19 protein-coding genes are annotated in these 25882 nt (G+C 68.3%); 3 read left to right on the forward strand and 16 right to left on the reverse strand.

Annotated elements, in window-relative coordinates; translation table 11 throughout:
* Positions 1-2 precede the first annotated feature (2 nt).
* From FA90_RS15290 to FA90_RS15315, 6 genes are all read right to left on the reverse strand, one after another.
* Positions 3-5834, reverse strand: a complete 5832-nt coding sequence (locus FA90_RS15290; protein ID WP_036170079.1) for an Hpt domain-containing protein — start codon at positions 5832-5834, stop codon at positions 3-5.
* 17 nt (positions 5835-5851) lie between these two features.
* Positions 5852-8203, reverse strand: coding sequence for a methyl-accepting chemotaxis protein (locus FA90_RS15295; protein ID WP_036170081.1), 2352 nt, complete (start codon positions 8201-8203; stop codon positions 5852-5854).
* 48 nt (positions 8204-8251) lie between these two features.
* Positions 8252-8803 (reverse strand): chemotaxis protein CheW, encoded by a 552-nt coding sequence (locus FA90_RS15300; RefSeq protein WP_051971829.1) that lies wholly within the window; start codon positions 8801-8803, stop codon positions 8252-8254.
* 1 nt (position 8804) lies between these two features.
* Positions 8805-9173, reverse strand: coding sequence for a PleD family two-component system response regulator (locus tag FA90_RS15305; RefSeq protein ID WP_036170083.1), 369 nt, complete (start codon positions 9171-9173; stop codon positions 8805-8807).
* 41 nt (positions 9174-9214) lie between these two features.
* Complete coding sequence (locus tag FA90_RS15310) at positions 9215-9607, reverse strand: PleD family two-component system response regulator (protein WP_036170085.1); 393 nt, start codon at positions 9605-9607, stop codon at positions 9215-9217.
* 154 nt (positions 9608-9761) lie between these two features.
* Positions 9762-9914, reverse strand: a complete 153-nt coding sequence (locus FA90_RS15315) for a rubredoxin (protein WP_036170087.1) — start codon at positions 9912-9914, stop codon at positions 9762-9764.
* Positions 9915-10073: 159 nt separating this feature from the next.
* On the opposite strand from FA90_RS15315, the gene FA90_RS15320 reads away from it, so the two are divergent.
* The 3 genes from FA90_RS15320 to FA90_RS15330 all read left to right on the forward strand — a co-directional run bounded on the left by FA90_RS15320 (position 10074) and on the right by FA90_RS15330 (position 13622).
* Positions 10074-10883, forward strand: coding sequence for a bifunctional hydroxymethylpyrimidine kinase/phosphomethylpyrimidine kinase (locus FA90_RS15320; protein WP_036170096.1), 810 nt, complete (start codon positions 10074-10076; stop codon positions 10881-10883).
* Positions 10880-12184 carry a glutamate-1-semialdehyde 2,1-aminomutase gene (gene hemL / locus FA90_RS15325; protein ID WP_036170097.1) on the forward strand — a complete coding sequence of 435 codons (1305 nt, stop codon included), beginning with the start codon at positions 10880-10882 and terminating at the stop codon, positions 12182-12184. Before FA90_RS15320 ends, hemL begins: the two co-directional genes overlap by 4 nt.
* A 160-nt stretch (positions 12185-12344) precedes the next feature.
* Positions 12345-13622 (forward strand): divalent metal cation transporter, encoded by a 1278-nt coding sequence (locus tag FA90_RS15330; RefSeq protein WP_036170099.1) that lies wholly within the window; start codon positions 12345-12347, stop codon positions 13620-13622.
* Here FA90_RS15330 and FA90_RS15335 read toward each other — a convergent pair.
* From FA90_RS15335 to mpl, 10 genes are all read right to left on the reverse strand, one after another.
* Positions 13582-14859 (reverse strand): PepSY domain-containing protein, encoded by a 1278-nt coding sequence (locus tag FA90_RS15335; RefSeq protein WP_197065309.1) that lies wholly within the window; start codon positions 14857-14859, stop codon positions 13582-13584. The two genes, FA90_RS15330 and FA90_RS15335, sit on opposite strands and share 41 nt — an antisense overlap.
* Positions 14860-14869: 10 nt before the next feature.
* Positions 14870-17083, reverse strand: a complete 2214-nt coding sequence (locus FA90_RS15340) for a TonB-dependent siderophore receptor (RefSeq protein ID WP_036175900.1) — start codon at positions 17081-17083, stop codon at positions 14870-14872.
* Positions 17084-17334: 251 nt separating this feature from the next.
* Positions 17335-18300, reverse strand: coding sequence for a magnesium/cobalt transporter CorA (corA, locus tag FA90_RS15345; protein ID WP_036170102.1), 966 nt, complete (start codon positions 18298-18300; stop codon positions 17335-17337).
* Positions 18301-18401: 101 nt separating this feature from the next.
* Positions 18402-19121: a monofunctional biosynthetic peptidoglycan transglycosylase gene (mtgA, locus tag FA90_RS15350; RefSeq protein ID WP_036175901.1), complete on the reverse strand. Its 720-nt coding sequence runs from the start codon at positions 19119-19121 to the stop codon at positions 18402-18404.
* A 32-nt stretch (positions 19122-19153) separates the two neighbouring features.
* Positions 19154-20002, reverse strand: a complete 849-nt coding sequence (aroE, locus tag FA90_RS15355) for a shikimate dehydrogenase (RefSeq protein ID WP_036170104.1) — start codon at positions 20000-20002, stop codon at positions 19154-19156.
* The gene (locus tag FA90_RS15360; protein WP_036170105.1) at positions 19999-20859 is read right to left on the reverse strand and encodes a TonB family protein; all 861 of its coding nucleotides are present in this window, start codon (positions 20857-20859) and stop codon (positions 19999-20001) included. Before FA90_RS15360 ends, aroE begins: the two co-directional genes overlap by 4 nt.
* A gap of 189 nt (positions 20860-21048) precedes the next feature.
* Positions 21049-23106: a ribonuclease catalytic domain-containing protein gene (locus FA90_RS15365; RefSeq protein WP_036170107.1), complete on the reverse strand. Its 2058-nt coding sequence runs from the start codon at positions 23104-23106 to the stop codon at positions 21049-21051.
* Positions 23103-23711, reverse strand: a complete 609-nt coding sequence (locus FA90_RS15370) for a chorismate lyase (RefSeq protein WP_036170110.1) — start codon at positions 23709-23711, stop codon at positions 23103-23105. Before FA90_RS15370 ends, FA90_RS15365 begins: the two co-directional genes overlap by 4 nt.
* Positions 23708-24319: a YqiA/YcfP family alpha/beta fold hydrolase gene (locus FA90_RS15375; RefSeq protein ID WP_036170113.1), complete on the reverse strand. Its 612-nt coding sequence runs from the start codon at positions 24317-24319 to the stop codon at positions 23708-23710. The genes FA90_RS15370 and FA90_RS15375 overlap by 4 nt, the downstream gene beginning before the upstream one ends.
* Positions 24316-25695 (reverse strand): UDP-N-acetylmuramate:L-alanyl-gamma-D-glutamyl-meso-diaminopimelate ligase, encoded by a 1380-nt coding sequence (gene mpl / locus FA90_RS15380; protein WP_081933872.1) that lies wholly within the window; start codon positions 25693-25695, stop codon positions 24316-24318. The genes FA90_RS15375 and mpl overlap by 4 nt, the downstream gene beginning before the upstream one ends.
* Positions 25696-25882 lie beyond the last annotated feature (187 nt).

Below are 25882 nucleotides of genomic sequence, written 5' to 3' on the forward strand. Positions count from 1 at the left end.
CTCTAGATCTCGCGCCCCAGCAGCCCCGCCATCGCCGCAAGCAGCACGTCTTCCTGGTAGGGCTTGCCGAAGTAGGCATCCACGCCCAGGCCGAGCGCATAGTTGCGGTGCTTGTCGGCGGTGCGCGAGGTGATCATCACGATCGGGATCGCGTGCGTGGCCTGGTTGCCGCGCACGTTGCGGGTCAGGTCGAAACCGTCCATGCGCGGCATCTCGATATCGACCAGCATCAGGTCCGGGCGCGTGTCCTGCATCTGTTCCAGCGCATCGACGCCATCCTTGGCCAGCAGCACGCGGTAGCCCTCGCGCTCCAGCAGGCGCTGGGTGACCTTGCGCACGGTGAGCGAGTCGTCGACCACCATCACGGTCGGCACCTGCGGCGCCGGCGCGGCCGGTTGCGTCGCTTCGGGGTGCGCGACCGCATGGCGGCCAGCCTGGCCGGCCAGCACCGGCGGATCGAGGATCAGCACGATCTCGCCCGAACCGAGCACGGTCGCGCCGACGATGCCCGGCATGCGCGCCAGCTGCGGCCCGATGTTCTTGACCACCACCTCGCGGTTGCCCAGCACCTCGTCGACCTGCAGCGCGATGCGCGCCTGGCTGCTCTTGAGCAGCAGCACCGGATGCGAGCGCTGGACGTCGGGCGCGCCCGGCTCGCGCAGCAGCTCGGGCAGGTAGTGCAGCGGCAGCGTCTCGCCCTGCACGGTCAAGCCGCCCGACGCACGCGCGGCCTCGAGCTCGTGCTCGCGCACCTGCAGCACCTGATCGACCAGGTTGGCCGGCAGCGCATGGGTGCGCCCACCGCTGGCCACCAGCACGACCTGGGTCACGGCCAGCGTCAGCGGCAGGTGGATCGTGAAAGAGGCGCCCTGCCCGGCTTGCGTGGCAACGTCGACGCGGCCGCCCAGCGCGCGCGCTTCCGAGCGCACCACGTCCATGCCGACGCCGCGGCCGGCCAGCTCGGTCAGCGCATCGGCAGTCGAAAAGCCCGGCTCGAACACCAGTTCGGCCACGTCCGCATCGAGCGGCTGCTCGTCCTCGGCCAGCAAACCATTCTCGCGCGCCTTGGCGCGGATGCGGTCCAGGTCGAGGCCGGCGCCATCGTCGGCGAAGCGCAGTTCGACCTCGTTGCCCTGCTGGCTGACCTGGATCAGCAGCTCGCCGGTTTCCGGCTTCCCCGCTTCCAGGCGCCGCGCGCGCGGCTCGATGCCGTGCACGATGGCGTTGCGCAGCAGGTGCTCGAACGGCGCGGCCATGCGTTCCAGCACGCCGCGGTCGATCTCGACGGCGCCGCCGCGGATATCCAGGTTGACGCGCTTGTCGGTTTCCTTGGCGGTCTGGCGCGCCACGCGGAACAGGCGCTCGGACAAGCTGGCGAACGGCACCATGCGCACCCGCATCAGGTCGCGCTGCAGCTCGCGCGTCAGGCGAGATTGCGCGGCCAGGTCTTCGCCGGCGCCATCGACCGTGCGCGCCAGGCTCTCGTGCAGCGAGGCGACGTCGTTGACGCTTTCAGCCATCATGCGCGTCAATTCCTGCAGGCGCGTGAAACGGTCGAATTCGAGCGGGTCGAACTCGCGCTCGCCGGCCACCGACAGGCGCGATGCGATCTGCGACTCGGCCTGCATCTCGACTTCGCGCAGCTGGCGGCGCAGGCTGGCCAGGTTGTCCGAAAAATCGTTCAGCGCGTTCTTCAGCGTGCCGATGCCGTTTTCCAGGCGCGAGCGCGTGATCGACACTTCGCCGGCCTGGTTGACCAGGCGGTCGAGGATGTCGGCGCGCACGCGCACGAGCGGGGTGCGCGCGGCCTGGCTGTCCTCGACCGGCGCCGGCTTGGCCTGCTCCCGGGCCGGCGCGCCGGCTTGCCCGGCCGTGGCTGGGGTCGGCTCCTGGGCCGGCGCGGCGCCCGGCGGCTGCTGCAGCTGTTCGAACAGCAGCATCGCCTGGTCGTAGTTGGCCAGCAGCTCGTCGAAGGCCGCCGGGCTGGTGGTGCCGGCGTGGACCATGTTCTCGATCTGCGTTTCGAGCGCGTGCGTGTGCTGGCCCAGGCGCATCGCGCCGGCCATGCGCGCACTGCCCTTGACGGTGTGCAGGGCGCGCAGCAGGCCTTGCGCGAGCGCGCCGTCGGCGCCGCTCGAGGCGCTCTGCTGCCACTGGCGCAGGTCGTTGCCGATCTGCGGCAGCAGGTCGCTGGCTTCTTCCATGAACACCGGCAGCAGGTCGGGGTCGAGCTCGTCGGCGAAGACCGGTTCGCTGGCCAGGACGGCGTCGGCGTCGGTGTCGGTATTGGCGTCGGCGTCTGCGTCGGATTCGGCTGCCGGTTCGATGGTGGACGCGGGTTCGGTGGCCGCGGGCGCGGGTGGCTCGGCTTCAGCGCGCGCTTCGGCTTCGAGCGGCGACTCAGGTTCGATCAGTGCTTCCGGCTCGGCCAGCTCTTCCGGTTCCGCCAGTGCTTCCGGCTCGGCCAGCTCTTCGGATTCCGCCAGCGCTTCCGGCTCGGCGAACGCGTCCGGCTCATCGGCCGGCGCCGGCGGTGCAGCCTGTTCGAGCGCGGCGGCGCCGAAGGGATCGTCGAAATAAGTGTCGAACAGGTCGTCGACGTCGGCCGTATCGGATGCCCCCGACAGCGGTGCGCGCGGCGCCGGCGCGGTGTCGAGCGGCTGCGGCAGCGCGCCGCCCGCGAGCGGCGGATCGGCCAGAATGCTCTCGTACGTGCGCGCGAACAGTTCGTCCAGGCGCGCCGCCAGTTCCGGGTCGCCCTCGCCGTCGCCGAACACCGCGTCGGCCTTGAGGCGTCCAAGTTCGTCGCGCAGCCCTTCCAGGCGCGCCAGCAGCTCGGGCTGGGCCGGCGCGAGTTCGCCCAGGCCGAAGACCTGCAGCATGATGCGCACGCGCTCGACGGTCTCGTCGAGCAGCGCGAATTGTTCTTCGCTCAAAGGCGGCACGGCCACCTGCAGCGCCGCTTCCAGCATCGTCGCGATGTCGCGCAGCGCCTGGAAGCCGACCGTGGCCGAGGTGCCGCCCAGCGTGTGCGCCGCTTTCAGCGCCTGCGCCGACACCGCCCGCAGCGGTTCGAGACGCCAGTCGGCGAAGTCGGCCGCCAGCACGCGCAGCAGCTCCTCGCTTTCGCCGAGGTAGATGTTATACAGCGGCAGCGGAATCTCGAGGTCGCCGACGCGCTTGACGTTGTCCTCGTCCTGGGGGAAAGCGAGCACGTTATCGGGCAACTGCGCGGCCGACTGCGCGGGCAGCGGCTCGGGTTCCGCGTCGGGCTCGGGCTCGGGCGCCGCTTCGGCGTCGATGCCGGCTGGCGGCGCGAATGCGTCCTGCGCCTCCGGCTCCGGCTCCGTCTCCGGCACACCCGTCTCGACCGGCAGCTCAGCCTGCTCGGCCGGCGTGGTCGTATCCAGCGCGACGGCGGCGTCGAGCGCAGCGGCGATGTCGGATGCCTCGACGGCGTCGACCATGTCGGTCGGGGCCGGCGCCGGCGCGGCGGCCAGGTCGGCGGCGACGTCGGGGTCGGCAAAAGCGGCGGCTTGCACGGCCTGAGCCGGCGCATCGTCCAGCGTGAATGGTCCGCCTTCCTGCACGCGCGCGGCGGCGGCAGCCAATGCTGCGCCGTCGCGTGCCGAGCGGCCGTCGGTTGCCAGCTCCGCCACCCAGGCCGACAGCTCGGCATGGGCGTGCTCGATCAGCGCCAGCAGGTCCGGTGTGGCGGCGCGCGCTTCGGCCAGCCACAGGTTCATGCACTTCTCGACCGCCGCGGCGACACCGGCGAACTGCTCCAGGCCGACCATGCGGCCGCTGCCCTTGAGCGTATGGAAACCGCGGCGCAGCCGGGTCAGGGTTTCCTGGTCGGCCGGATTGGCGCGCGCCGACGGCAGCATTTCGCCCACCATCGCCAGCACTTCCTGGGCTTCGCCGATGAAGATCTCGAGCAGCTCGGCTTCGATGGCGCCGTCGTCGGCTGCCGGCTCGGCTACCGGCTGAGCTACCGGCTGAGCTACCGGCTCGCTCATCGGCGCGCTTGCCGGCTCGGTCACCGGCTCAGGCGCCTGCCCGGCATCATGCCCCGACACATCAGGCCCCGACACGACCGGCTCGCCCATCGCATCGAAGGGCAGCTCGCGCAACAGCTGCGCCTGCGCGTCGAAACGGAAGCGTTTGCGCGCGTTGTCGACGTTCTGCGCCAGTGCGTCGGTGAAGAAGCCGAGCGCCCCGACGTTCTGCGCCAGGTTGTCCAGGCTGGCGGCGCGCGCGGCGGCGTCGAACTGGCCGTCCGCGAGCGCGCGCACGGCCGCGCGCACGTGCGTGACCGCGCGCGCGGCCTGGTCCTGGTCGAGGATGGCGAGCGCGCCCTGCAGCTGGTGCAGGATCGGGTCGACGCCGTCGAGCGCGGCGCGCTTGCCGGCGTTTTCGTAGTATTCGTCGATCAGCTTTTCGACCTGGCGCAGGCCGGTGCGGATCTCGCCCGCCAGCACGGCCACGGTCTGGCCCTGCTGCAGCTCGCGCGCGAGCTCGCCCTGCCATTGCGGCACGTCGGGCGGCGTTTCGCCGTGCGCCAGCGCGAGCAGGCGCTGGCCGACCGCCTCGGCATGCTGGCCGAAGTCCTCGGGCAGCTGGCGCACCTGGTCCAGGCCATGTTCGACGAACAGCATCGCCTCGGCCATCTCCATGCTGAACTGGTCGGTGCGCGCGCCGGCCACCGATTCGCTGGCCGCCTGGCCGAGTTCACGCAGCAGCTGCGCGAGCGCCGGCGCGCCCAGCTTTTCGCTGGCGCCGGCCAGCTTGGCCAGGGCCTGGTCGAAAGCGCTGTCTTGCGGATCGACCGGCGTATCGGCGCTGGCGATGCGGTCCCAGCCCTCTTTGGTTTCGAGCAGCGCGGCCTTGGCGTCCTTCAGCGCGGCCTGGTCGATGCGGCCATAGCGCCGCTCCAGGTAGTCGTGCGGGACCTGGCCCTGGATACCCCAGGCCTGCGCCAGCGCGCGCGCGTCCGGCGTCGGCTCGGCCGCCTGGGCGATGAAGAACAGCGCGTCGCGCAGCACCGGATCCGGCAGGCTGGTATGGCCTTGCGCCATGCGCCGCAGCTGCAGGTTGATCTGTCCGAACAGCTGCTTCAGGTAGACGTCGCCCGCCAGCTGGCCTTGCGCGGCCAGGTCGGCCACGGTTTGCAGCGCCAGCCAGAACGCGTGCGGGCGCGGCTGCGTCTGCGCCTGGACGATCGGGGCCAGCGCGTCGCGCATCGCGGCGCCCTGCTCACGCTGGGCCTCCGGGGTAGCGCTGCGCATGAACAGCAGCAGCGCTTTTTCGAAACGCGCGCGGCAGGCGGCGACATCGGGCGCATCGCCCCCCTGGGCCGCCGGCGGCAGCGCCGGATCGGTTTCGAGCACCAGCAGGTCGCCCGGATGCACGCGCTCGGCGCCGAGCATCTCCTGCAGCGCACGGTAATACGGAAACAGGCGCGCCGGTTGGGGCGCCAGGGCCCCATCGAGCAGCTCTTCCAGGTATTCGACCAGCGCCTGGTAGGCCTGGCCCACCGTATCCGCGCGCTCTTTCGTGACCGCCAGGCCGCCGTCCTTGAAGCGGTCGATCGCCTGTTCGGCCGCCTCGGTCAGGCGTTCGACGCCGTGCACGTCGACCATCTGCAAGGCGCCGTGCGCCTGGTGCAGGTGCGACTTGGCGTGCAGGAGCAGGGTCGGCTGGGCTTCGGGGCTGCGTCCCGACGCTTCGTGCAGGGCCTTGGCCGAACGCTCGAGGGCGTCGCGGATTTCACCGATCACCCAGGACAGGGGTCCGGTGTCGAATTGCGGCGCGATGGCGGATTGCTGGGTCATGGATTGCTCGTGGTTCCTCAGGCGGCGACGCGGAAGCGCGACACCGAATTCTTCAGCTCCTGCGCCAGTTCGGCCAGCTGTCGGATCGAATGCGCGGTCTGCTGCGTGCCGTCCTGCGTGTGTTCTGTAATCGCCAGGATGTGCTGCATATTATGCGCCACGCCGTTGGCGGAGGTCGCCTGCGTGCCGGTCGCGGTCGAGATGCCCTGGATCAGCTCGGCCAGGCGGTTCGACACGCGCGAGATGTCGGCCAGCGCGGCGCCGGCCGCGTCGGACAGGCGCGCGCCCTCGACCACGCCCTGGGTCGACTTTTCCATCGCGGCCACGGCGTCGTGGGTGTCGGTCTGGATGGTGCGCACCAGCGCGCCGATCTGCTTGGCGGCGTCGCCGGAGCGTTCGGCCAGGCGCTGCACCTCTTCCGCCACCACCGAGAAGCCGCGCCCGGCTTCGCCCGCGGACGCGGCCTGGATCGCCGCGTTCAGCGCCAGCACGTTGGTCTGCTCGGTGATGTCCGAGATCAGTTCGGTGATCTCGCCGATCTCCTGCGACGATTCGCCCAGGCGCTTGATGCGCTTGGAGGTTTCCTGGATCTGCTCGCGGATCTCGCCCATGCCCTTGATCGCGTTCTGCACCGCGGTCGCGCCCTGCTCGGCCGCGGCCACCGACTGGCGCGCCACGATCGCCGACTCGTTCGCCGATTGCGACACGTCGGTGATCTCGCCGGCCAGGCGCAGCACCGTCGACGAGGCGTCCTGGATCTCGCGCGACTGCTGGCCGGCCGCGACCAGCAGCTCGCTCGAGACCTGGTGCGCGCCGCTCGAGGCCTGGGTGACCTGCTCGGCGGTGCCGATCACGCGCACCACCAGGCCGCGCAATTCCTCGACCGTGTAGTTGACCGAGTCGGCGATCGCGCCGGTGATGTCCTCGGACACGGTGGCGTGCACGGTCAGGTCGCCGTCCGCCACTTCCTGCAGTTCGTTCATCAGGCGCAGGATCGCGGCCTGGTTCTGGTCGTTGGTGGCCTTGGCCTCCTCTTCCTTGGCCTGGGCCAGCAGGCGCATCGCCTCGGCTTCCTGGCGGCGCGCGTCGGCGCCGCGGGTGCGGTTGCGCGAGTCCTGCAGCATCACGCGCGAGATGCTGCCGGCCACCGCCAGCGTGAAGACCGCCGCCGCCACCAGCAGCCAGAACCAGGCGCTGGACCCGCCTTCGGCGTCGCGGTAGTTGCCCTGCAGCGCCGACAGCTGGCGGCGCAGGTCTTCGTTGTCGCGGAAGATGGTCTGCTCGGCGGCCTTGGCGGCGGTCAGGTCGGACATGTGGTCGAGGTAGGACGCGATCACCTTCTGGCACACGTCGAACTTGGCGCGCACTTCGTCCAGCTTGGCGCGCAGCTCGGGTTCGCGCAGCGGCGTCAAGCCGAGTTCCGGATTGCCGTTGAGCAGGCCGTCGACGGTCATGCGGAAGGTCGTGGTGTCGCGGCCCATCTGGAACGCCGTCTCGGGCTGGATGCCGCCCGAGGTCAGGAATTCGCCGGCGCCGCGCGACAGGCGCTGGGACAGCATCATCAGGCGGCCGAGCGCGGCCAGTTCACGCGGGCTGCCGCCGTGCGCGGTGCGCTCGGTCAGGATCTCCTCGGTCAGCGCCAGCATCTCGGGCGAGACCACGTCGAGCTGCTTGAGGCTTTCGTCGAAGCGGGTCAGCTCGGGCTTCATCTTGAGGATGCTGGCGGCGGCGGCGTCCGACAGCGCCCACTTGCGGCGCGCCTTGGCCAGCTGGTCGGCGGCGTCGCCGGCTGCGGCCGGGATGGTGTGGCCGTTGAATTCGCCGCCGCCGGCCAGCAGGGCCAGGTCGTGGCCGAGCGCGATGCGGCTGTCCTGCAGCTGGACGAAGGCGTCCGGGATGCCCTGCATCGCGTTGGGCGCGGCCTTGCCGACACGCTGCGAGTGCATCAGCGCGTCGCCGGCGATCTGGGTCTGGTTGGCGGCCACCGCGCCGCTGCCCGAATAGCGCCACAACGACAGCAGCGTCACCAGGATGCCGCACGCGACCGCGACCAGCAGGATGCGCAGCTGGCGCGGCAGCGACAGGTGGCCGATGAGGGGCAGGCTCAGGTCGTCGTCCGCGCCGACCGACGCGGCGGCCGCGGCGGCGGCGCGCTTCTTGCGGCCGGCCAGGTGGCCAAGGCGCTCGGCGGCATCGTCGGCCGAATGGGCATGCGCCGACCCCGGCGCCGCAGCGCCAGCCGGCGCGGCATGGGCCGAGGCCGCGGCCAGCACGCCGCTGCCGAATTCGGTGTCGGGCGAAGCCAGCACGGTCACGCCGTCGTCATCCTTGGAGAAAAAATCGGTCCTGAGTTTTGATGCGAATCCCATGTCAGCTCCGGGTAGAAACCTGTTCTTGATACAGTGAGTAACGGCCGGCTACAGGCCAACTTGAAGGAAACGCTCCTCGCGCGCGAGCGCGGACAGCGCCAGCGGCGTCCATGCGTTGCCGTCGGCGTCGAGCAGGCGGCCATCCTGCGGGGTCATGTCGGCGGCCTGGCGCAGGCCGAACACGCGCGTCACCAGCAGCGCGCACGGAAAACCCAGCGCCGGGCCGAACGTGATCAGGCGCTGCGCACCCGGCGACGGCGCCGCGGCGGGCGCCGGGTCGGGCGCGGCGTCCTGGGCGAGAAAGCGCGCCAGGTCGACCACGCCGACCAGGTTGCCGCGCACGTTGGCCAGGCCGAGATACCAGGGCCGGGTCAGCGGCACCGCGGCCAGCGGGGGCAGCGGGACGATCTCGCCGGCTTCGAGCAGGTCGAGCAGGTAGCGCACGCCGCCGATCTCGACGCCGAGCTGGTGCGCGCGCGCGCCGCTGCTGGTCTGCGCGGCCTGCATGCGCTCGAGCAGCTGCTCCTGGTACTGGCGCAGGCGCGCGGCGCGGCCCTGCTTGCCGTGCTCCGATTTGACGCCGGCGTCGCTGCCGGCCATGTCAGGCCGCGAGGCTGGCGATCCGCGCCAGCAACAGGGCCGGATCGACCGGCTTGACGAAGTAATCCTTGGCGCCCTGGCGCATGCCCCAGATGCGGTCGGTTTCCTGGTTCTTGCTGCTGCAGATGATTACCGGGACCTCGGCCAGCTCGGGGTCGCGCGCAATCGAACGCGTGATCTGGAATCCGTTCGCGCCCGGCATCACCACGTCCATCAGGATGAGCTGGGGACGCTCGGCGCGGATCTTGGCCAGCGCTTCCTCGCCGTTGTCGGCGGTGGCGACGGTAAAGCCGTTGCGCACCAGGATATCGGTCAGGTAGTAGCGTTCGGTCGGGGAGTCGTCGACGATCAGGATCTTTTGTATGGCCACGATGGGCTCCGTACGGTCAGGCGTAAGGTTAGTGTGCAAAGTCAGGGCTGCGCGCGGGCCGTATGGTCGCGCACGGCCGCCAGCAGGCTGTCTTTGGAAAACGGTTTGGTCAGGTAGGCGGACGAGCCGACCATCGCGCCGCGCGCGCGGTCGAACAGGCCATCCTTGGACGACAGCATGACCACCGGCGTGGCGTGGAACTTCGCGCTCTTCTTGATCAGCGCGCAGGTCTGGTAACCGTCCAGGCGCGGCATCAGGATGTCGCAAAACACCAGCGCCGGCTGATGGTCGTTGATCTTGGCCAGGGCGTCGAAGCCATCGTCAGCCAGCACCACCCGGTACCCGGCCTGGGTCAGGAATATCTCGGCGGATCGGCGAATGGTGCTGCTGTCGTCGATCACCATGATCGTCAGGCCTGTCGGTTGCGTCGTCATAGTCGTGTTTACTTCGGTGTTTCAATTCAGCATGAAACCGCACGATAGCATAGCGCGCAGCGCTTGTGCATGAAGTGTTGCTATGATTCAACTCGACAAAATGCCAACACCGGCGCGTCTCGAAACGGCCGGGTTGACAGGAAGAAAACGGGTGTTAAATCGCCGTCATCTCGAAGTCGTCCTTGCGCGCGCCGCACTCCGGACAGGTCCAGTTCATCGGCACGTCGGCCCAGCGCGTGCCCGGCGCGATGCCGTCTTCGGGCGCTCCGGCAGCTTCGTCGTAGACCCAGCCGCAGATCAGGCACATCCAGGTCTGGTAAGCCTGCGTTTCATTAGTCACGTGATAATCCTTATTAATGAGTTGGTATCGAGGGTATTCGCAAAACCGTGGCGAGTGCAACGCGCAGTAGGTTCCCAAGGCCCCTATCTAGTAGAATTCAAGGTCAGGTATCTTAATCTAGGCGCTGTGCAAAACCAACCGTCTCCCCTCATCCTCACATTCGGCCCGGCCGATCCGGTCGGCGCGCTGGGTGTCCAATCCGACGTGGCCGTGTTCGCCATGCACGGTTGCCATGGCCTGTCGGTGGTCACCGGGCTGCTGGTGGCCGACTCCGCGCGCGTGGACGACATCCAGCCGGTCGACAGCACGTCGGTCGTCGAACAGGCGCGCATGCTGCTCGAGGACATGCCGATCTCCGCCATCAAGGTGGGGACGATGGCCAACCTCGAACAGATCGCCGCGATCGCCGAAATCGTCTCCGACTATGCCGACGTCCCGCTGGTGCTCGACCCGTTCACCTCCGCCCTGCCCGACTGCGGCACGCGCGACGACGACGTGCTGACCCTGATCCACCAGCTGCTGGTGCCGCAGGCGAGCGTGCTGGTGCTGTCGCAGAACGAGCTGGCGCGCTTCGCCGATTGCTGGCGCGATCCCGCCAGCGAAGCCACCGTCGCCGAAGACGCGGCCGAGCTGACCGCTTCCGGCTGCGGCCACGTGCTGGTCACCGGCATCGGCGGCGGCGACGGCATACGCTGCAACCATTTATATGACGGCGACGGCCTGGCGCTCAGCCTGGACTGGGCCCCGCGCCTGGCGGGACCGTTCGTCGGCGCCGGCTGCACGCTGTCGGCCGCGCTGGCCGCCGGCCTCGCGCGCGGCGCCGGCGTACTGGATGTGCTGCCGCACGCCCACGACTATCTCGACGGCGCCCTCGCCCATGCCCGCCGCTTCGGCATGGGGCGCCTGGTGCCCAACAAACTCTTCAAACGACCATGACCGAATCGACTCAAAACGCGACTTCCCAAAACGACATCCTGTTCGCCCGCGCCCAGCAGACCACCCCGGGCGGCGTCAATTCGCCGGTACGCGCATTCCGCTCGGTGGGCGGCACCCCGCGCTTCATCACGCGCGCCGAAGGTCCGTACTTCTGGGACGCCGACGGCAAGCGCTACATCGACTACATCGGCTCCTGGGGCCCGGCGATCGTCGGCCACGCGCATCCGCAAGTGGTCAAGGCGGTGCAGGACGCCGCCACGCGCGGCCTCTCGTTCGGTGCGCCGACCGAGGGCGAAGTCGAGATGGCCGAGGAACTGTGCCGCCTGGTGCCGTCGATCGAGCAGGTGCGCCTGGTGTCGTCGGGCACCGAAGCGACCATGAGCGCGCTGCGCCTGGCGCGCGGCGCCACCGGCCGCGACCGCATCGTCAAGTTCGAAGGCTGCTACCACGGCCACGCCGATTCGCTGCTGGTGAAAGCCGGCTCGGGCCTGCTCACCTTCGGCAACCCGACCTCGGCCGGCGTGCCGGAAGACTTCGTCCAGCACACGCTGGTGCTCGACTACAACGACGTCCCGCAGATGGAAGAGGCGTTCGCCAGCATGGGCGATTCCATCGCCTGCGTGATCGTCGAGGCGGTGGCCGGCAACATGAACCTGGTGCGCGCCACGCCCGAGTTCCTCACGCGCATGCGCGAGCTGTGCACCGAGCACGGCGCCGTGCTGATCTTCGACGAAGTGATGTCGGGCTTCCGCGTCGGCCTGGGCGGCGCCCAGGCGCTGTACGGCATCACCCCGGACCTCACCTGCCTGGGCAAGGTGATCGGCGGCGGCATGCCGGTCGCAGCCTTCGGCGGCCGTGCGGAACTGATGCAGAAGATGGCGCCGATCGGACCGGTCTACCAGGCCGGCACGCTGTCGGGCAACCCGGTGGCCGTGGCCGCCGGCATGACCACCCTGAAGCTGGTGCAGCAGCCGGGCTTCTACGAGCAGCTGGCCGCGCAGACGCGCAAGCTGGCAGACGGCCTGGCGGCGGCGGCGCAAGAAGCCGGCGTGGCCTTCAGCGCCGATGCGGTCGGCGGCATGTTCGGCATCTACTTCCGCGACACCGTCCCGGGCAGCTACAGCGAGATGATGGCCGGCGACAAGGAGCGCTTCAACCGCTTCTTCCACGGCATGCTCGACGAGGGCGTGTACTTCGCCCCGGCGATGTTCGAGGCCGGCTTCGTCTCGGCGGCGCACGACGACGCAGCGATTGCGGAAACCATCGAGGCGGCGCGCCGCGTCTTCGCCCGCATCGCCTGAACCATTGCTGTACGCTTTGTAACGCGGCCGATACGCAAGCGGCGTATCGGCCGTGCTACACTGCGCGCCGACCATGAACAGTCCCTTACCACCCTCGATTCCACCGGCGCGCTGACCACCTCACGTTGGCCGCGCCTGCCGTTATTTGCGCGAGCCCGACATGCCGTTGAAGTTCCTCCGCCGTCTCACCGACAACGCCACCCTCAAATCGCTCGGCCCCGGCCTGATCACCGGCGCCGCCGACGACGACCCGTCCGGCATCGCGACCTATTCCCAGGCCGGCGCGCAATTCGGCTTCAACACGCTGTGGACGCTGGTGCTGACCTATCCCTTCATGGTCGGCATCCAGCTGGTGTCGGCGCGCATCGGCCGCGTCACCGGGCGCGGGCTGGCGGCCAACATCCGCCGCGCCTACCCGCCCTGGCTGCTGTACCTGGTGGTTTCGCTGCTGCTGGTGGCGAACGTGATCAACATCGCCGCCGACATCGCCGCGATGGGCGAGGCGGTGCGGCTGGTGACCGGGGTCGGCTCGGCCCACATGTATTCGCTCGGCTTCGGCATCCTGTGCCTGTCGCTGCAGATCTTCCTGCCCTACGCCACCTACGTGCGCTACCTGAAGTGGCTGACCCTGGGCCTGCTGGCCTACGTCGCCACCGCGTTCGCCGTGCACATGCCGTGGGCCGAGGTGCTGGCGCGCACCGTGTGGCCGCACTTCGCCTTCACCAAGGAGTCGGTGGCGCTGATCGTGGCGGTGTTCGGCACCACCATCAGCCCCTACCTGTTCTTCTGGCAGGCCTCGCAGGAAGTCGAGGAGATCCGCAACGCCCCGCACACGCGCGCGTTGCGCACGCGCCCGGGCGACGCCGCCGCCCAGATCAAGCGCATGAAGATGGACACGCTGATCGGCATGGGCTTTTCCAACCTGGTCGCCTTCTTCATCATGCTGACCACGGCGGTGACGCTGGGCGCGCACGGCATCACCGACATCCAGTCGTCCGCCCAGGCGGCCCAGGCGCTGCGCCCGGTGGCGGGCGAATTCGCCTTCATCGCGTTTGCGCTGGGCATCGTCGGCACCGGCATGCTGGCGGTGCCGGTGCTGGCCGGCTCGGCCGCCTACGCCGTCACCGAGAGCTTCCGCTGGCGGAACGGCATGGATCTGAAAGTGGTCGAGGCGCGCGAGTTCTACGGCCTGATCGCGCTGGCCACGCTGGGCGGCGTGCTGCTCGACTTCGCCCCGGTCGACCCGATCGAGGCGCTGGTGCTGTCGGCCCAGATCAACGGCGTGATCGCGGTGCCGATCATGACCGTCATGATGATGCTGGCGCACAACCGCAAGATCATGGGCCAGTACACGCTGACCGCGCGCCACACGATCATCGGCTGGTTCGGCGTGGCGATCATGCTGGTGGCGGTAGTGGCGATGTTTGCGACGCTCTGAGCTGCTGCGCCACCGCGCGCGAGGCGCGCTTGCGCCACCAGATGATCACGCCGGTCACGCTCAGCATCGCCACCACCAGGCCCATGCAGGAAATCAGGATGCGTCCCGGCAGGCCGAGGATGCGCCCCGAGTGCAGCGGGAACTGGGCCTGCACGAAAACGTCCGCCGCAGTGCCCTTCCATGGCTGGCGCTGGCCCAGCAGGCGGCCGTCCACGCCGTCGTAGTACAGCAGCGCCGGGCCGATGCCGCCGTCGCCGTGGTCGTCGCCCGGTTGGAACATGCTGACCATGTAGATGCCCCACTCCTGCGCGTAATAGATGCTGCCGACCGGCTCCTGCCACCGGCGGCGCCGGCCCTCGAGCGCGGCGCGGCGCGCGATCTCGCCGCTGTCCACGCGCGGCTCGACGAAGTGCCGGGCATCGGCCGGCGGCCGGGTGTCGAACGGCGTCGGCGTGACCTGGGTGAAGGTCTTCATCACCGGATAAAAAATCTCGCTGTACAGGTTCAGCGAAAAAGCGGTGAAGGCGAGCACGAACAGCACGCCCCAGGTCCACAGGCTGAAGGCACGGTGCAGGTCGAAATTCAATTTGCTGCCGCCGCTGCGCCAGCGCACCTTCCAGGCTGGCCGCCAGCGCTGCCACCACGATTTGCCCGGCCCGCCCGCCGCCGCCAGGTTCGCCTGGCGCCGGCGCACCGGCAGGGTCAGGTAAAAACCGACGAAGCTGTCGACCATCCAGATCATCGCCACGCCGCCCATCAGCCAGTAGCCCCAGCGGTCGGTGCCCCACAGCGACGGGATGTGCAGCGTGTAGTGCAGCTTGTACAAGAAAGAGACGAAGGTCTCGCGCGTGATCGGCCATACCGCGCCCCACTCGCGCCGGCCCAGCTCCATCCCGCTGACCGGATCGACGAACACCTGGTTGTAGCCCGGCTCGGTCAGCGCCTTGGCGGCTGGATCGAAGCGCGGCGACACGCCCAGCGCCAGCGACTCGCCGGGCGCGACGTGCGTCGGGATGAACGACACGCGGATGTCGGGATGGCGCGCCTCGACCTGCCGCGCCAGCGCCAGCGCGCTTTGCGGCGCACCCGCCGTGTGCGCCTGCGTCAGGTGCGGATTGAGCAGGTCGTCCAGCTCGTGGTCCCACGAGATGACCGCGCCCGTGAGACCGCTGACGAACAGGAAGGCGGCCGTGGCGAGGCCGGCGTAGCGGTGGACCAGGGTCAGCAGGGCGCGCACGATGGCCTCGTCAGAACTGGTAGCGCAAGGTGAGCGAGGCGCTGCGCGGCGCCGCGTAGGTCAGCGCGCCATACGCGGCGAACATGCCGAAGTGCTTCTTGTCGAACGCATTGCTGACGTTCAGCTGGGCCGAGAGCTGGCGGCTGAACTCGTAGCGCGCCATCAGGTTCACCAGGCTGAACGAATCCTGTTCGATCAAGCCGTTGCTGCCGGCCGGCGCACTCGGATCGACCGTGTAGGTGCGGCCTTCCCAATTCACGCCGCCGCCGACGGTCAGCGCGCTCCACGCATCCGGCAGGCGGTAGGTCGTGAACACGCGCAGCAGGCGGCGCGGGTAGACGCTGTTGACGTCGACGCCGGCGGCGTCCTTGGCGCGGAACTGGCTGTAGCCGGCGGTGGCGTTCCAGCCCCTGGCCAGTTCGCCCGACACCTCGAACTCGACGCCGGTGCTCTTGGCGCCCTGCGCGCCGCGGTAGTAGACCTCGGGCGCCAGCGGACCGCTGCCGTCGCGGTCGACCAGGCCGGCTTCCTGGCCCAGGTTGTCCTGCTTGATCTGGAAGACCGCCAGCGAGGTATTCAGCCGGCCGCCGAAGTATTCGCCCTTGAGGCCGGCTTCATAGCTCTTGCCGGTGACCGGATCGAGGTTATTGCCATTGAAATCCTTGTAGTTCTGCGGCTGGAAGATGTCGGTGTAGCTCGCGTACACGGAATACGTGTCGTTCACGTCGTAGACCAGGCCGGCGTAGGGCGTGACCTCGCGCTCGTTCTTCAGGCGGTAGTCGGGGGTGTACAAGCCGCCGCCGGTCTTTTCGTAATAGGTGACGCGTGCGCCGACGATCAGCTTGAGCGGATCCGCCAGCGAAAAGCGCGCCACGCCATACAGCGCTTGCTGCCTGGTCTGGCTGCCTTCGTAAAAGGTCGGCTGGCCCCAGACCGGCGTCGGATAGGATGCACCGGTCCAGCGGTTGAAGTCGCCCACCGCCGGGAAGTCGGTACTGCCATCGAAGGTCGGGGTGCGGCTGTCGGATTCGAACTTCTGCTTCTGGTACATGTAGCCGAACGCGGCCTCGTGCTTGCGGCCGGCCAGTTCGAACGGGCCGCCGGCCATCAGGTTGACGTTGTCCTGCTTCGTTTGCGTCTTGTACGAGGCCGGATACGCGCTCAATCCCAGGCCGGTCGTACGGTCGGGGATGCCGGAGAGGTACAGCAGGTAGGAGTCGGCCTTGCGGTCGCCGTGGTCCAGCAGGGCGCGGATCTTCCAGCCATTGTCGAAGCGGTATTCGAGGTTGGCGAACGCGTCGTCATAGCGCGTCGGCCAGTGCGACCAGTCGGCCGAAGTGGTCTTCGACACGGGCCAGTCGGTCTTGCCGCCGTCGCCGTACCAGTACGGCAGGCCGCCCCACATCGGGCCGCGCGCCTCCGTTTCCTGATGGCTGACGCCGACCTGCAGCAGCATCGACGGGCTCAGGTCGGCATCGACCGTCGCGTACACGGTCTGGCTCTTGTTATGCAGGATGTCGACCCAGCTGTTGCCGTCGGTGTACTCGCCGACCACGCGCGCGCGCACGCTGCCCGAGCTGTTCAAGGGCGTGGATACGTCGCCCATCACGCGCCTTTCGTTCCAGCGGCCGATGCCGGCTTCGGCCCAGCCGGTCACGGTCTTGCTGGTGGCATGCTTGCGCACCAGGTTGATCGCGGCGGACGGGTTGCCCGCGCCCGTCATCAGGCCGGTGGCGCCGCGCACGATGTCGACACGGTCGTAGATGGCCAGCGTACTCGCGACCTCGCCGCCGCTCCAGGATTGCTCCCAGGTGGTGGGCACGCCATCGATCTGCAGGTTGTCGATGTCGAAACCGCGCGCCGTGAAGCCGCCGCGGTTGGTTTCGTACTGGTTGACGGAGACGCCGGTGGCGTTGTTGACGACGTCGGTCACCGTCTGCAGGCGCTGGTCCTCGATGCGCTGCAGCGTCACCACCGATACCGATTGCGGGGTCTGGCGCAGCGACAGGTCGAGCGGCACCGCGGTGGTGTCGCGGCCGGTGGTGTACGAGCCCGTGCCCTCGGTGGTGTCGCCCAGCCGGTTGGCGCTGATCTTGACCTGCTGGATGCCGTCTTGCGGTACGTCGTCGGTGCCTGCCTGCGCCAGCAGCGGCACGGCGAGGCTGACCAGCAGCGCGAGTCGATCGAGTTGGTGGCGCCGGCCGGCGTGCGCATGCATGTTCATCAGTATCCCATCGTCATTTGAAAAAGAACGGCGGCCGATGCGCTGCGCGCGGCGCTGCATGACCATCCACCTTACCACGAATGCAAATGATAATGATTCTCATTAAATGAGTCAATGGGCACGCAACGATAATGGCGATGCGGGGGCGCGGGCGCGGGCGACAGGGATGGCGCGGCCGCAAACCCGATGCGGGCCGGCGATGAGGTTCGGATTGCAGGGTTGGACACGCCGGAACCGGTCCGGCGGGTTTGCTACTTCAGCCAGCCCCGATGGCGGAAGTACAGGAACGGCGCGATCGCGCTGACGATCATCAGGCTCAGCGACCAGCCATAGCCGAAATGCCAGTGCAGCTCGGGCAGGAACTCGAAGTTCATGCCGTAGATGCTGGCGATCAGCGTCGGCGGCAGGAAGGCGACCGAGGCGACCGAGAAGATCTTGATGATCTTGTTCTGGTTGATGTTGATGAAGCCGACCGTGGCGTCCATCAGGAAGTTGATCTTGTCGAACAAGAAGGAGGTGTGGCCGTCGAGCGATTCGATGTCGCGCAGGATCTGGCGCGCTTCCTCGAACTGGTCGGCATTCAGCAGGCGCCCGCGCATCAGAAAGCTGACCGCGCGGCGCGTGTCCATCATGTTGCGGCGGATGCGCCCGTTCAAGTCTTCCTCGTGCGCGATGGCGTTCAGCGCGGCCGCCGCGTCCTGGTCGGTGAATTCCTTTTGCAGCACGCGCTGGCTGACGTTTTCCAGGCTTTCGTAGATGCCTTCCAGGGCATCGGCCGAGTACTCGGCGTCGGTCGCGTACAGGTCGAGCAGCACGTCCATGTAGTCCTCGATCGAACCGGGCCGCGAGCGCGCGCGCAGGCGCACGAGGCGGAACACCGGCAAGTCGTCGTTATGGACCGAGAACAGGATTTTCTTGGCCAGGATGAAGGCTACCGTGACGATGCGCGACGGCCCGTCTTCCTCTTCGATCAGGAAATCGGTACGCAGGTGCAGGTCGCCGTTTTCGGCTTCGTAGTAGCGGGCCGAAGCTTCGATGTCCTGCACCTCGTCCTCGCCCGGCAGGGTGACGTCGTAGGTCGCCTTGACCCAGTCGCGCTCTTCCTCGGTCGGGTCGGTCAGGTCGACCCACACGGCCGGGACGTGTTCGAGGTCGTCGCGCGAGGCGATCGCGACCTGGTTCAGTCGGCCATTCTGGAGGACGAATACATTGATCATGCGCTGCTTTCTTGGCCGGGTTCGAAACAGCGCAAGTGTACAGTGTAAGCACTGGGCGCGGCCAGTGCCGCACGGGGGCCGCGGCGCGGCCGATCGGGCCCTTACGGCAGGTCGGCCGCGTTCATGCGGCGCTGGATCACGGCAGTGCGGCGCGCCAGGTAGCTGCTGCCGCGGTGCTTGTCGTAATAGCGCGGATTGGGCAGCATCACCGCCAGGCGCGCGGCCTGCGACGCGTTCAGGGTCGCGGCCGGCGCATGGTAGTAGTGGCGCGCCGCTGCTTCGGCGCCGAACACGCCGCGCCCGAACTCGACCACGTTCAGGTAGATCTCGAGGATGCGCTCCTTGTCCATCACCGCTTCCAGCATGTAGGCGATGACCAGTTCCTGGCCCTTGCGCAGGTAATTGCGCGAGCCGGACAGGAACAGGTTCTTGGCCAGCTGCTGGGTGATGGTCGAGCCGCCGCCGATCACCTTGTGACGCTTGTTGTTGCGCTGGTAGGCCTTTTCCAGCGCTTCCCAGTCGACCCCGTCGTGGTCGGTGAAATTCGCGTCCTCCGACGCGATCACGGCGCGCTTGAGGTTGTCGGAAATGCGCTCGTACGGCACCCACAAGTGTTCCAGCTTCGCGTTCGGATCGGTCTCGCGCAGCGCCGCCAGCTGCTGGCGCATCATGCTGGTCGAAGACGGATTGAAGTGCGACCACCACAGCACCATCAGGAAAAAGTACAGCTGGACCAGCAGCACCAGCAGCAGCGGTCCGAGCACCAGCCACTTCAGCCACCAGCGCCGTCCGCCAGTCCTGGCGCGTGCGGCCAGGCCCATCTTCAGCGTGTTCTTGAGCGCGCCCGGCATCGTCACAGCCGGCTGCGCAAGGTTGCCAGGACGTCGCCGGTGGCCGGGCGCACGCCGCGCCACAGCGCGAACGCTTCGGCGGCCTGCTCGACCAGCATGCCCAGGCCGTCGCGCGCGATCGCACCGTGCTGCGCGGCGAACTCCATGAACGGGCTCAAAGCTTTCCCGTACATCATGTCGAAGGCCAGCGCGCCCTCCCTGAACGCTGCGGCTGGCACCGGCGGCAGCGCGTTCGACAGGCTGGCCGAAGTGGCGTTGATCACGACGTCGAAGGCGCCCTCGACCTGTGAGCCGACCTGGCCGCCGATGTCCTCGAAGCCGCAGGCCGCGACCTGGCCGGCGTGCGCCGCGTGACCGGCAAACTGCGCGGCCAGCGCGTCCGCAGTGGCGCGCGTGCGGTTGGCCATCACGATACTGGCCGGGCCATGCTGCAGGATCGGCAGGATCACGCCGCGCGCCGCGCCGCCCGCGCCGAGCAGCAGCACGCGCTTGCCGGCCAGGGGTACGCCGGCGTTCTGCACGATGTCGGCCACCAGGCCGGGGCCGTCGGTGTTGTCGCCGACGATCTCGCCATCCTCGAACACCAGGGTGTTGACGGCGCCCGCCACGCGCGCGCGCTCGCGCAGGCGCGTGGCGAGCGCGAAGGCTTCCAGTTTGAAGGGCACCGTGACGTTGGCGCCGCGGTAGCCTTGTTCGATCAGACCACGCACCGTGTCGGCAAAGCCGTCGATCGGAGCCAGGCAGCGCTCGTAGGCGAGGTCCTGGCCGGTTTGCCGCGCGAACGCGACGTGGATCTCGGGGGATTTGCTGTGGGCGATCGGATTGCCGATCACGCAGTAACGGTCGCTCATGGCGCGCCTCCTTCGGCGCGCAGTTCGGCTTGCAGCTTCTCTTCGCGCGTGAACTTGAAACGGGTGATGACGATCCAGAGGTCGTCCTTGTCGGACGAGCGCATGTTGGCCGGGAAGGCGCCGAACGGCGCGGCGCGGCGCACGATCTGCAGCGCCGCCTTGTCCAGCGCCGCGTTGCCGGAGCTGCGCTCGATGCGCGGGCCGCCCTCCTTCTCGTACAGGCTGCCGTCCTGGAACACCGGGATGTAGACCACCAGTTCGCCATACAGCTTGCTGCCGTTCTGCTGCGGGAAGTTCAGGGTGCCGGTTTCCTCGATACGCTTTTGCATCGCCTTGTAGTACAGCGCGTAGCCGACTTCGCGCGTGCTGGGGCTGATGAAGGTTTTACGGGGACGCTTGTTCTCGTCCGAGATGCGCTGGGTGATCTCGGCGGTCATGCGCGCGATCGTCTTGCTGGTGTCGACGTTGTCGGCGCCGTTCCGGCTCGGGTCGGGCTTCACCTGGTCGGCCACCGGCGCGCTGGCGAAATTCGACTGGCGCACCCGGGTCAGCACGTTCCTTTGCTGCTGTTCGAGTTCGGCGATGCGGCGCTGCAGCGTCTTCAGGCTGTCGCCGTTCTCGACCTTGCGCAGGTCCGGCAGCGGCGACTGCGCGCGGCCGGTGTCAAGATTGCCGCCGCCGTCGAGGTTGGCCTGGGCCAGTGCCTCGGCTTTCAAGGGCGCGCGCTGATGCTTGGCGTTGACCAGGATGACTTCCAGCCCGGGATCGGCCGGCTGCAGCCGGAATGCGTCCGGCGCCGCAAAGCGGATCGCCAGCAGGGCCGCGTGCGCCAGCAGCGAGCAGGCGACGGCGATCATCAGGGGACGGTTGTGGAAGGCGGTTCTCACGTGCTGCAGGGAGGGACGGTTGGGGTCACGGAACTCCCCATTCTACCGCGCAGGCCGGCGTCTTTGTTAGTCCGCCGGGAAAGTATCGATCTTGGGTACAACATGGTGTTGTCGACGTTTTATCGGCTGTTGTCGGCGATTTAACGCCGACAACAGGAATCAGGCGGCAGGCGCCGCCGGCACGTCGGTCTGGGTCTCCGGATCGGTGACCGTGACGCTGCCCTCGGCCTCGACCGCTTCCTCGGCCGCGGCTTCGCTCGCGGTGTCGGCTTCGGTGTTCTCTTCGTCCTCGAGTTCGAGCGCGGCGTCCGGCGCCGCCTCGGCCACCTCGAGCAGGCGCGCCTCCAGCGACAGGTCGACCTCGTCCCAGCGCACGATGTCCATGCGCACCTGGGCGCCGCGCGGCACCTGTGGAATGCCCGGCAGGCGGATCACCAGCGGGATCTCGACCAGGCGCAGCACCTCGTCCTTGAGCACCACGGCGTCGACCTGCTTGGCGTTTTCCTGGCCCAGCCAGCGCAGGCACCAGTAGCGTTCCATGTTCTGCTGGAACTCGTTGTAGGCGGCGTAGGCGGCATCAAAAGCGGAAACGATCGAGAACAGCGTCGCGTCGCGCGGCTTGAACGGCGCCACCAGCGGCGCGGTCACGCCGTGCTCGGCGCAGGCCAGGATCTGCCACTGGTTGACCAGGTCGGTATAGCGGCGCAGCGGCGAGGTGCTCCACGCGTACTGGTCGACGCCCAGGCCCTGGTGCGGCGCCGCGTGGGTCACCATGCGCACCTGGATCTTGGCGTTCCAGCCGCCGGCGCCCGGCCCCTGCGAGCGGTAGATGCCCGGCACGCCCGAGTCGTGCAGCAGCTTGCCCCAGGTGCTGTTCGCAAAGATCATCAGCTCGGCGACGATCTTGTCGAGCGGCGCGCCGCGCTTGCGGCGCACGATGGTGACGACGTCGTCTTCGACGTAGAAATTGAAGTCGACGCGATTGGCCTGCTCGGGCTTGAGGCCGAAGGCTTCGCGCTTTTTCATGCGGCCGGCCTCGAGCTGCAGCGCCCACTTCCACAGCAGGCCCAGCTCTGTCTTGTGCGGGTAGTCGCCCTCGCCGCTCTCCAGCGTCTGTTCGTTGACCAGTTCGTCGAGGTCGTTGTGGCGCAGGTTGTTCTTGATCGGCACGCGCTCGGCGCGGGTTTCGGTCGAGAGCACCGACCAGTTCTCGGGATTGAGCGTGGCGTACAGCGACAGCGCCGCGCAATCCTTGCCCTCGGCCAGCGTGTATTCGCTGACGACTTCGTCCGGCAGCATGGTGATCTTATCGCCGGGCATGTACACGGTCGACATGCGCGCGCGTGCGATGCGGTCGATCGCGTCGTCCGGGCGGATGCCCAGGCCGGGCGCGGCGATGTGGATGCCGACCCGGATCAGGCCGTCGTCCAGCATCTGCACCGAGAAGGCATCGTCGATCTCGGTGGTGGTCACGTCGTCGATCGAGAACGCGGCGACCTTCGCCAGCGGCAGGTCGGTCGGCGCGGGCGGCACGTCGACCGGCGGGAAGCCGGCGCCGCGCGGGAACTGCTCGAACAGGAAGCGGCCCATGTGCAGGTCCTTGGCCGAGCCGATGCCCTTGGTGGTCAGCATCAGGCGCGCCTGCGTGGTCTGCAGCTCGTCGGCGGCGGTTTCCAGCGCCTTGTATTCGATGCTGTTCTTGTCCGGCTTGAACAGCAGCTGCTGCACCAGCGGGCGCATCGGTTCCGGCAGCTTGCCGGCCTTCAGCTCCTCGACGTAGCCGGCCTGCACGATGGCCAGCTGTTTCTTCTTTTCGATGCCGGCCAGCGCCGCGCGCAGCGACTGCTCGGGCGCGGCCTTGTAGCGTCCGCGTCCCTTTTTATAGAAATAGATCGGCGCGTTGTGCAGCGCCAGCACCAGGCCGGCCGCCTCGAACGGCAGCGGCGCGTGGCCGAAGTATTCGGCGCCGAGTTCGGCGAAACCGAATTCGTCCTGGCCCGCGACTTCCCACAAAAATTCGAGGTCGACGTCGCTTGCCACGGCCTTGGCTTGCTCGAGCAGCGTGGCGGGATCGGGTTTGTCGAACTGCAGCAGCACGTCGCGCGTCTTGACCTTGGTGCGCTTCCCGCTCGGCATTTCGACCTGGTAGGCCTCGCCCGCCTGGGACAGCACGGTGCCGACCTTGAAGTCGCCGGATTCTTCGAAGAATAGATTCATTTCGTGTCGCAATCGTTAATGTTGGCCGCCCGCTTGTCGGTCAAGTCCAGCACCTCGGGCAAGAATACCTCGGTGACCAGCAGCAGCCCTTGACGGCGGCGATAGACGCAGCGCCGCGCATAATGGATGGCGCCCGCATCGAACGGGCTGCCGGCCTCGCCGAGCGCGGCCTGCACGCGCGCCAGCAAGGGGTGCCCCGGACGGATGCGGGCAAATTCGAGCTGGCCACGCTGGACCAGCGGATCGTAGAACAAGGTGGAGCCGAGCGAGCGCTCGCCCAGCGCCGAAAACAGCGGCCAATCGCTGGCGCTCGCGTTCAAGGGCACCACCGTGTGGCCGTAGACCACCGGCTTGCCGTCGGCGCGCAGCAGCACCTCGCGCTCGTGCACGCGGCGCGCGCGCGGCAAGCCGATGGCGCGCGCTTCGTCGGCCAGGCACGGTGCGACGTCCTGGCGCAGCTTCTGCACGCGGAACTGCCGGCTGTGCGCGACCAGGCGCGCGGTCAGCGAACCGGGCGTGGCCAGCCAGCCACGCATCGCGGCGGGTGCGCGCACGCCGTCGGGATGCGCCAGCCAACGGGCCTGGCGCAGCGATGCCGCCCTCACCTTGCCTGGTCCGATCCGGACTCGCCCTTGCTGCAGAAATCCAGCACGCCGTCGACGTACTGCGCGAACTCGGCGATCGCGTGGTCGCTGCCCTCGATGACGTGCTGGTGCGCGCCGGCATAGTGGGCCACCATGTCGCGGTAGTCCAGCACTTCGTCGCCGGTCGCGGCCAGCAGCAGGTAGCGCCCGGGTTGCGTGATGCGCTCGACCTTCAGCGCGGCCAGCTCGTCGATGTACTCGCGCTTGAACTCGAACGGCTCGTCGGAATGCCAGCTGGTGGTCACGCCGACGTGCTTCTCGAGGTCTTTCAAGGGATCGACCGCCGGATTGATCACCACCGCGCGGCAGCCGAAGCGCTCGGCCAGCCAGGTCGCGTAGAAGCCGCCCAGCGACGAGCCGACGATGGCGATCCGGTCGGCGTAGCGCTCGGCCAGCGTCAAGACCAGCTCCATCGCCGCTTTCGGCGAAGCCGGCAGTTGCGGACAGATCAGCTCGTGCGCGCGCCCGAGCGCCTCCAGCCGGCCCTGCACCACGCGCGCCTTATAAGAACGCGGCGAGGAACGGAAGCCGTGCAAGTACAGGATGCGGCTGACCGGCAGCGCGCTCATACCGCCAGCGCTCGCATTTCATCCAGCAGTTTCTGGTGCACGCCGCCGAAGCCGCCGTTGCTCATCACGAGGATGTGGTCGCCCGGCTGGGCCGCCTGCACGATCGCCTTGACCATGTAGTCGATCTGGTCGAAGCTGTGCGCGATGGTCCCGAGCGGTTTCAGGGCGTCGGCCAGCGACCAGCCCAGCGCCTGCTGGCTGCCGAAGCCGAACACCAGGTCGGCGTCCTTCAGGCTGCCCGGCAGCGCATCCTTCATCGCGCCCAGCTTCATCGTGTTCGAGCGCGGCTCGAGCACGGCCAGGATGCGGCCCGATGACCCGATTTTCTGGCGCAGGCCGCCGACCGTGGTCGCGATCGCGGTCGGGTGGTGGGCGAAATCGTCGTACACCGTGACGCCATTCACGGTGCCGCGCACTTCCATGCGCCGCTTGACGTTCTGGAAGCGCGCCAGCGATTCGATCGCCTGGCTCGGCGGCACGCCGACGTGGCGCGCGGCGGCGATCGCGGCCAGCGCGTTCGAGCGGTTGTGGTGACCGCTCAGGTCCCAGTGCACGGTGCCCTGCTGTTCACCCTTGAAGATGACGTCGAAGCTGGCGCCGCCCGGATGCTCGACCAGGGTCCAGTCGACGCCGTCGGACGCGCCGAAGCTTTCCTTCTCGCTCCAGCAGCCGCGCTTGAGCACGCGCGCGAGCGAGGCTTCGTCGCCGTTGACGACCAGGCGGCCCACACCCGGCACGGTGCGCACCAGGTGGTGGAACTGGGTCTCGATGGCGCCGATGTCGGGGAAGATGTCGGCGTGGTCGTATTCGAGGTTGTTCAGCACCGCGGTCTTGGTGTGGTAGTGGACGAACTTGGAGCGCTTGTCGAAGAAGGCGGTGTCGTATTCGTCGGCTTCGATGACGAAGAAGTCGGATTCCGACTCGCCATGCAGGCGCGCCGACACGCCGAAGTTCAGCGGCACGCCGCCGATCAGGAAACCGGGCGAATAACCGGCGTCTTCCAGGATCCAGGCCAGCATCGACGTGGTCGTGGTCTTGCCGTGCGTACCGGCCACGGCCAGCACCCATTTGTCGCGCAGGATGTGGTCGCCGATCCACTGCGGCCCCGACACGTATTTCAGGCCACGGTTCAGGATCTCCTCGATCAGCGGATTCCCACGCGTCATCACGTTGCCGATCACATACAGGTCGGGATTCAACGCGACCTGCTCCGGACTGTAGCCCTGGATCAGCTCGATGCCCTGGGCTTCGAGCTGGGTGCTCATCGGAGGATAGACGTTGGCGTCGCAGCCGGTGACGCGGTGGCCGGCCTCCTTGGCCAGGACCGCGAGGCCGCCCATGAAGGTGCCGCAGATGCCGAGAATATGGATGTGCATGGTTGTCAGGAGAAATGCGGAGGAATCAAACGATCGAATACGCGATTCTACCAAACGCCTCACCCCGCGGGCTTTTCCAGTGCCATCGACGCCACGCGGCGCTCGCCGCTGCCGGAGCCCCCCGGCGCCGTCGTCCAGGCTGCCGGTCAGGACCACGCCTGATGCGGACGCGCTTACCGACATCGGC

This window comes from Massilia sp. 9096, from assembly GCF_000745265.1.
Taxonomy (GTDB): Bacteria; Pseudomonadota; Gammaproteobacteria; order Burkholderiales; family Burkholderiaceae_D; genus Telluria.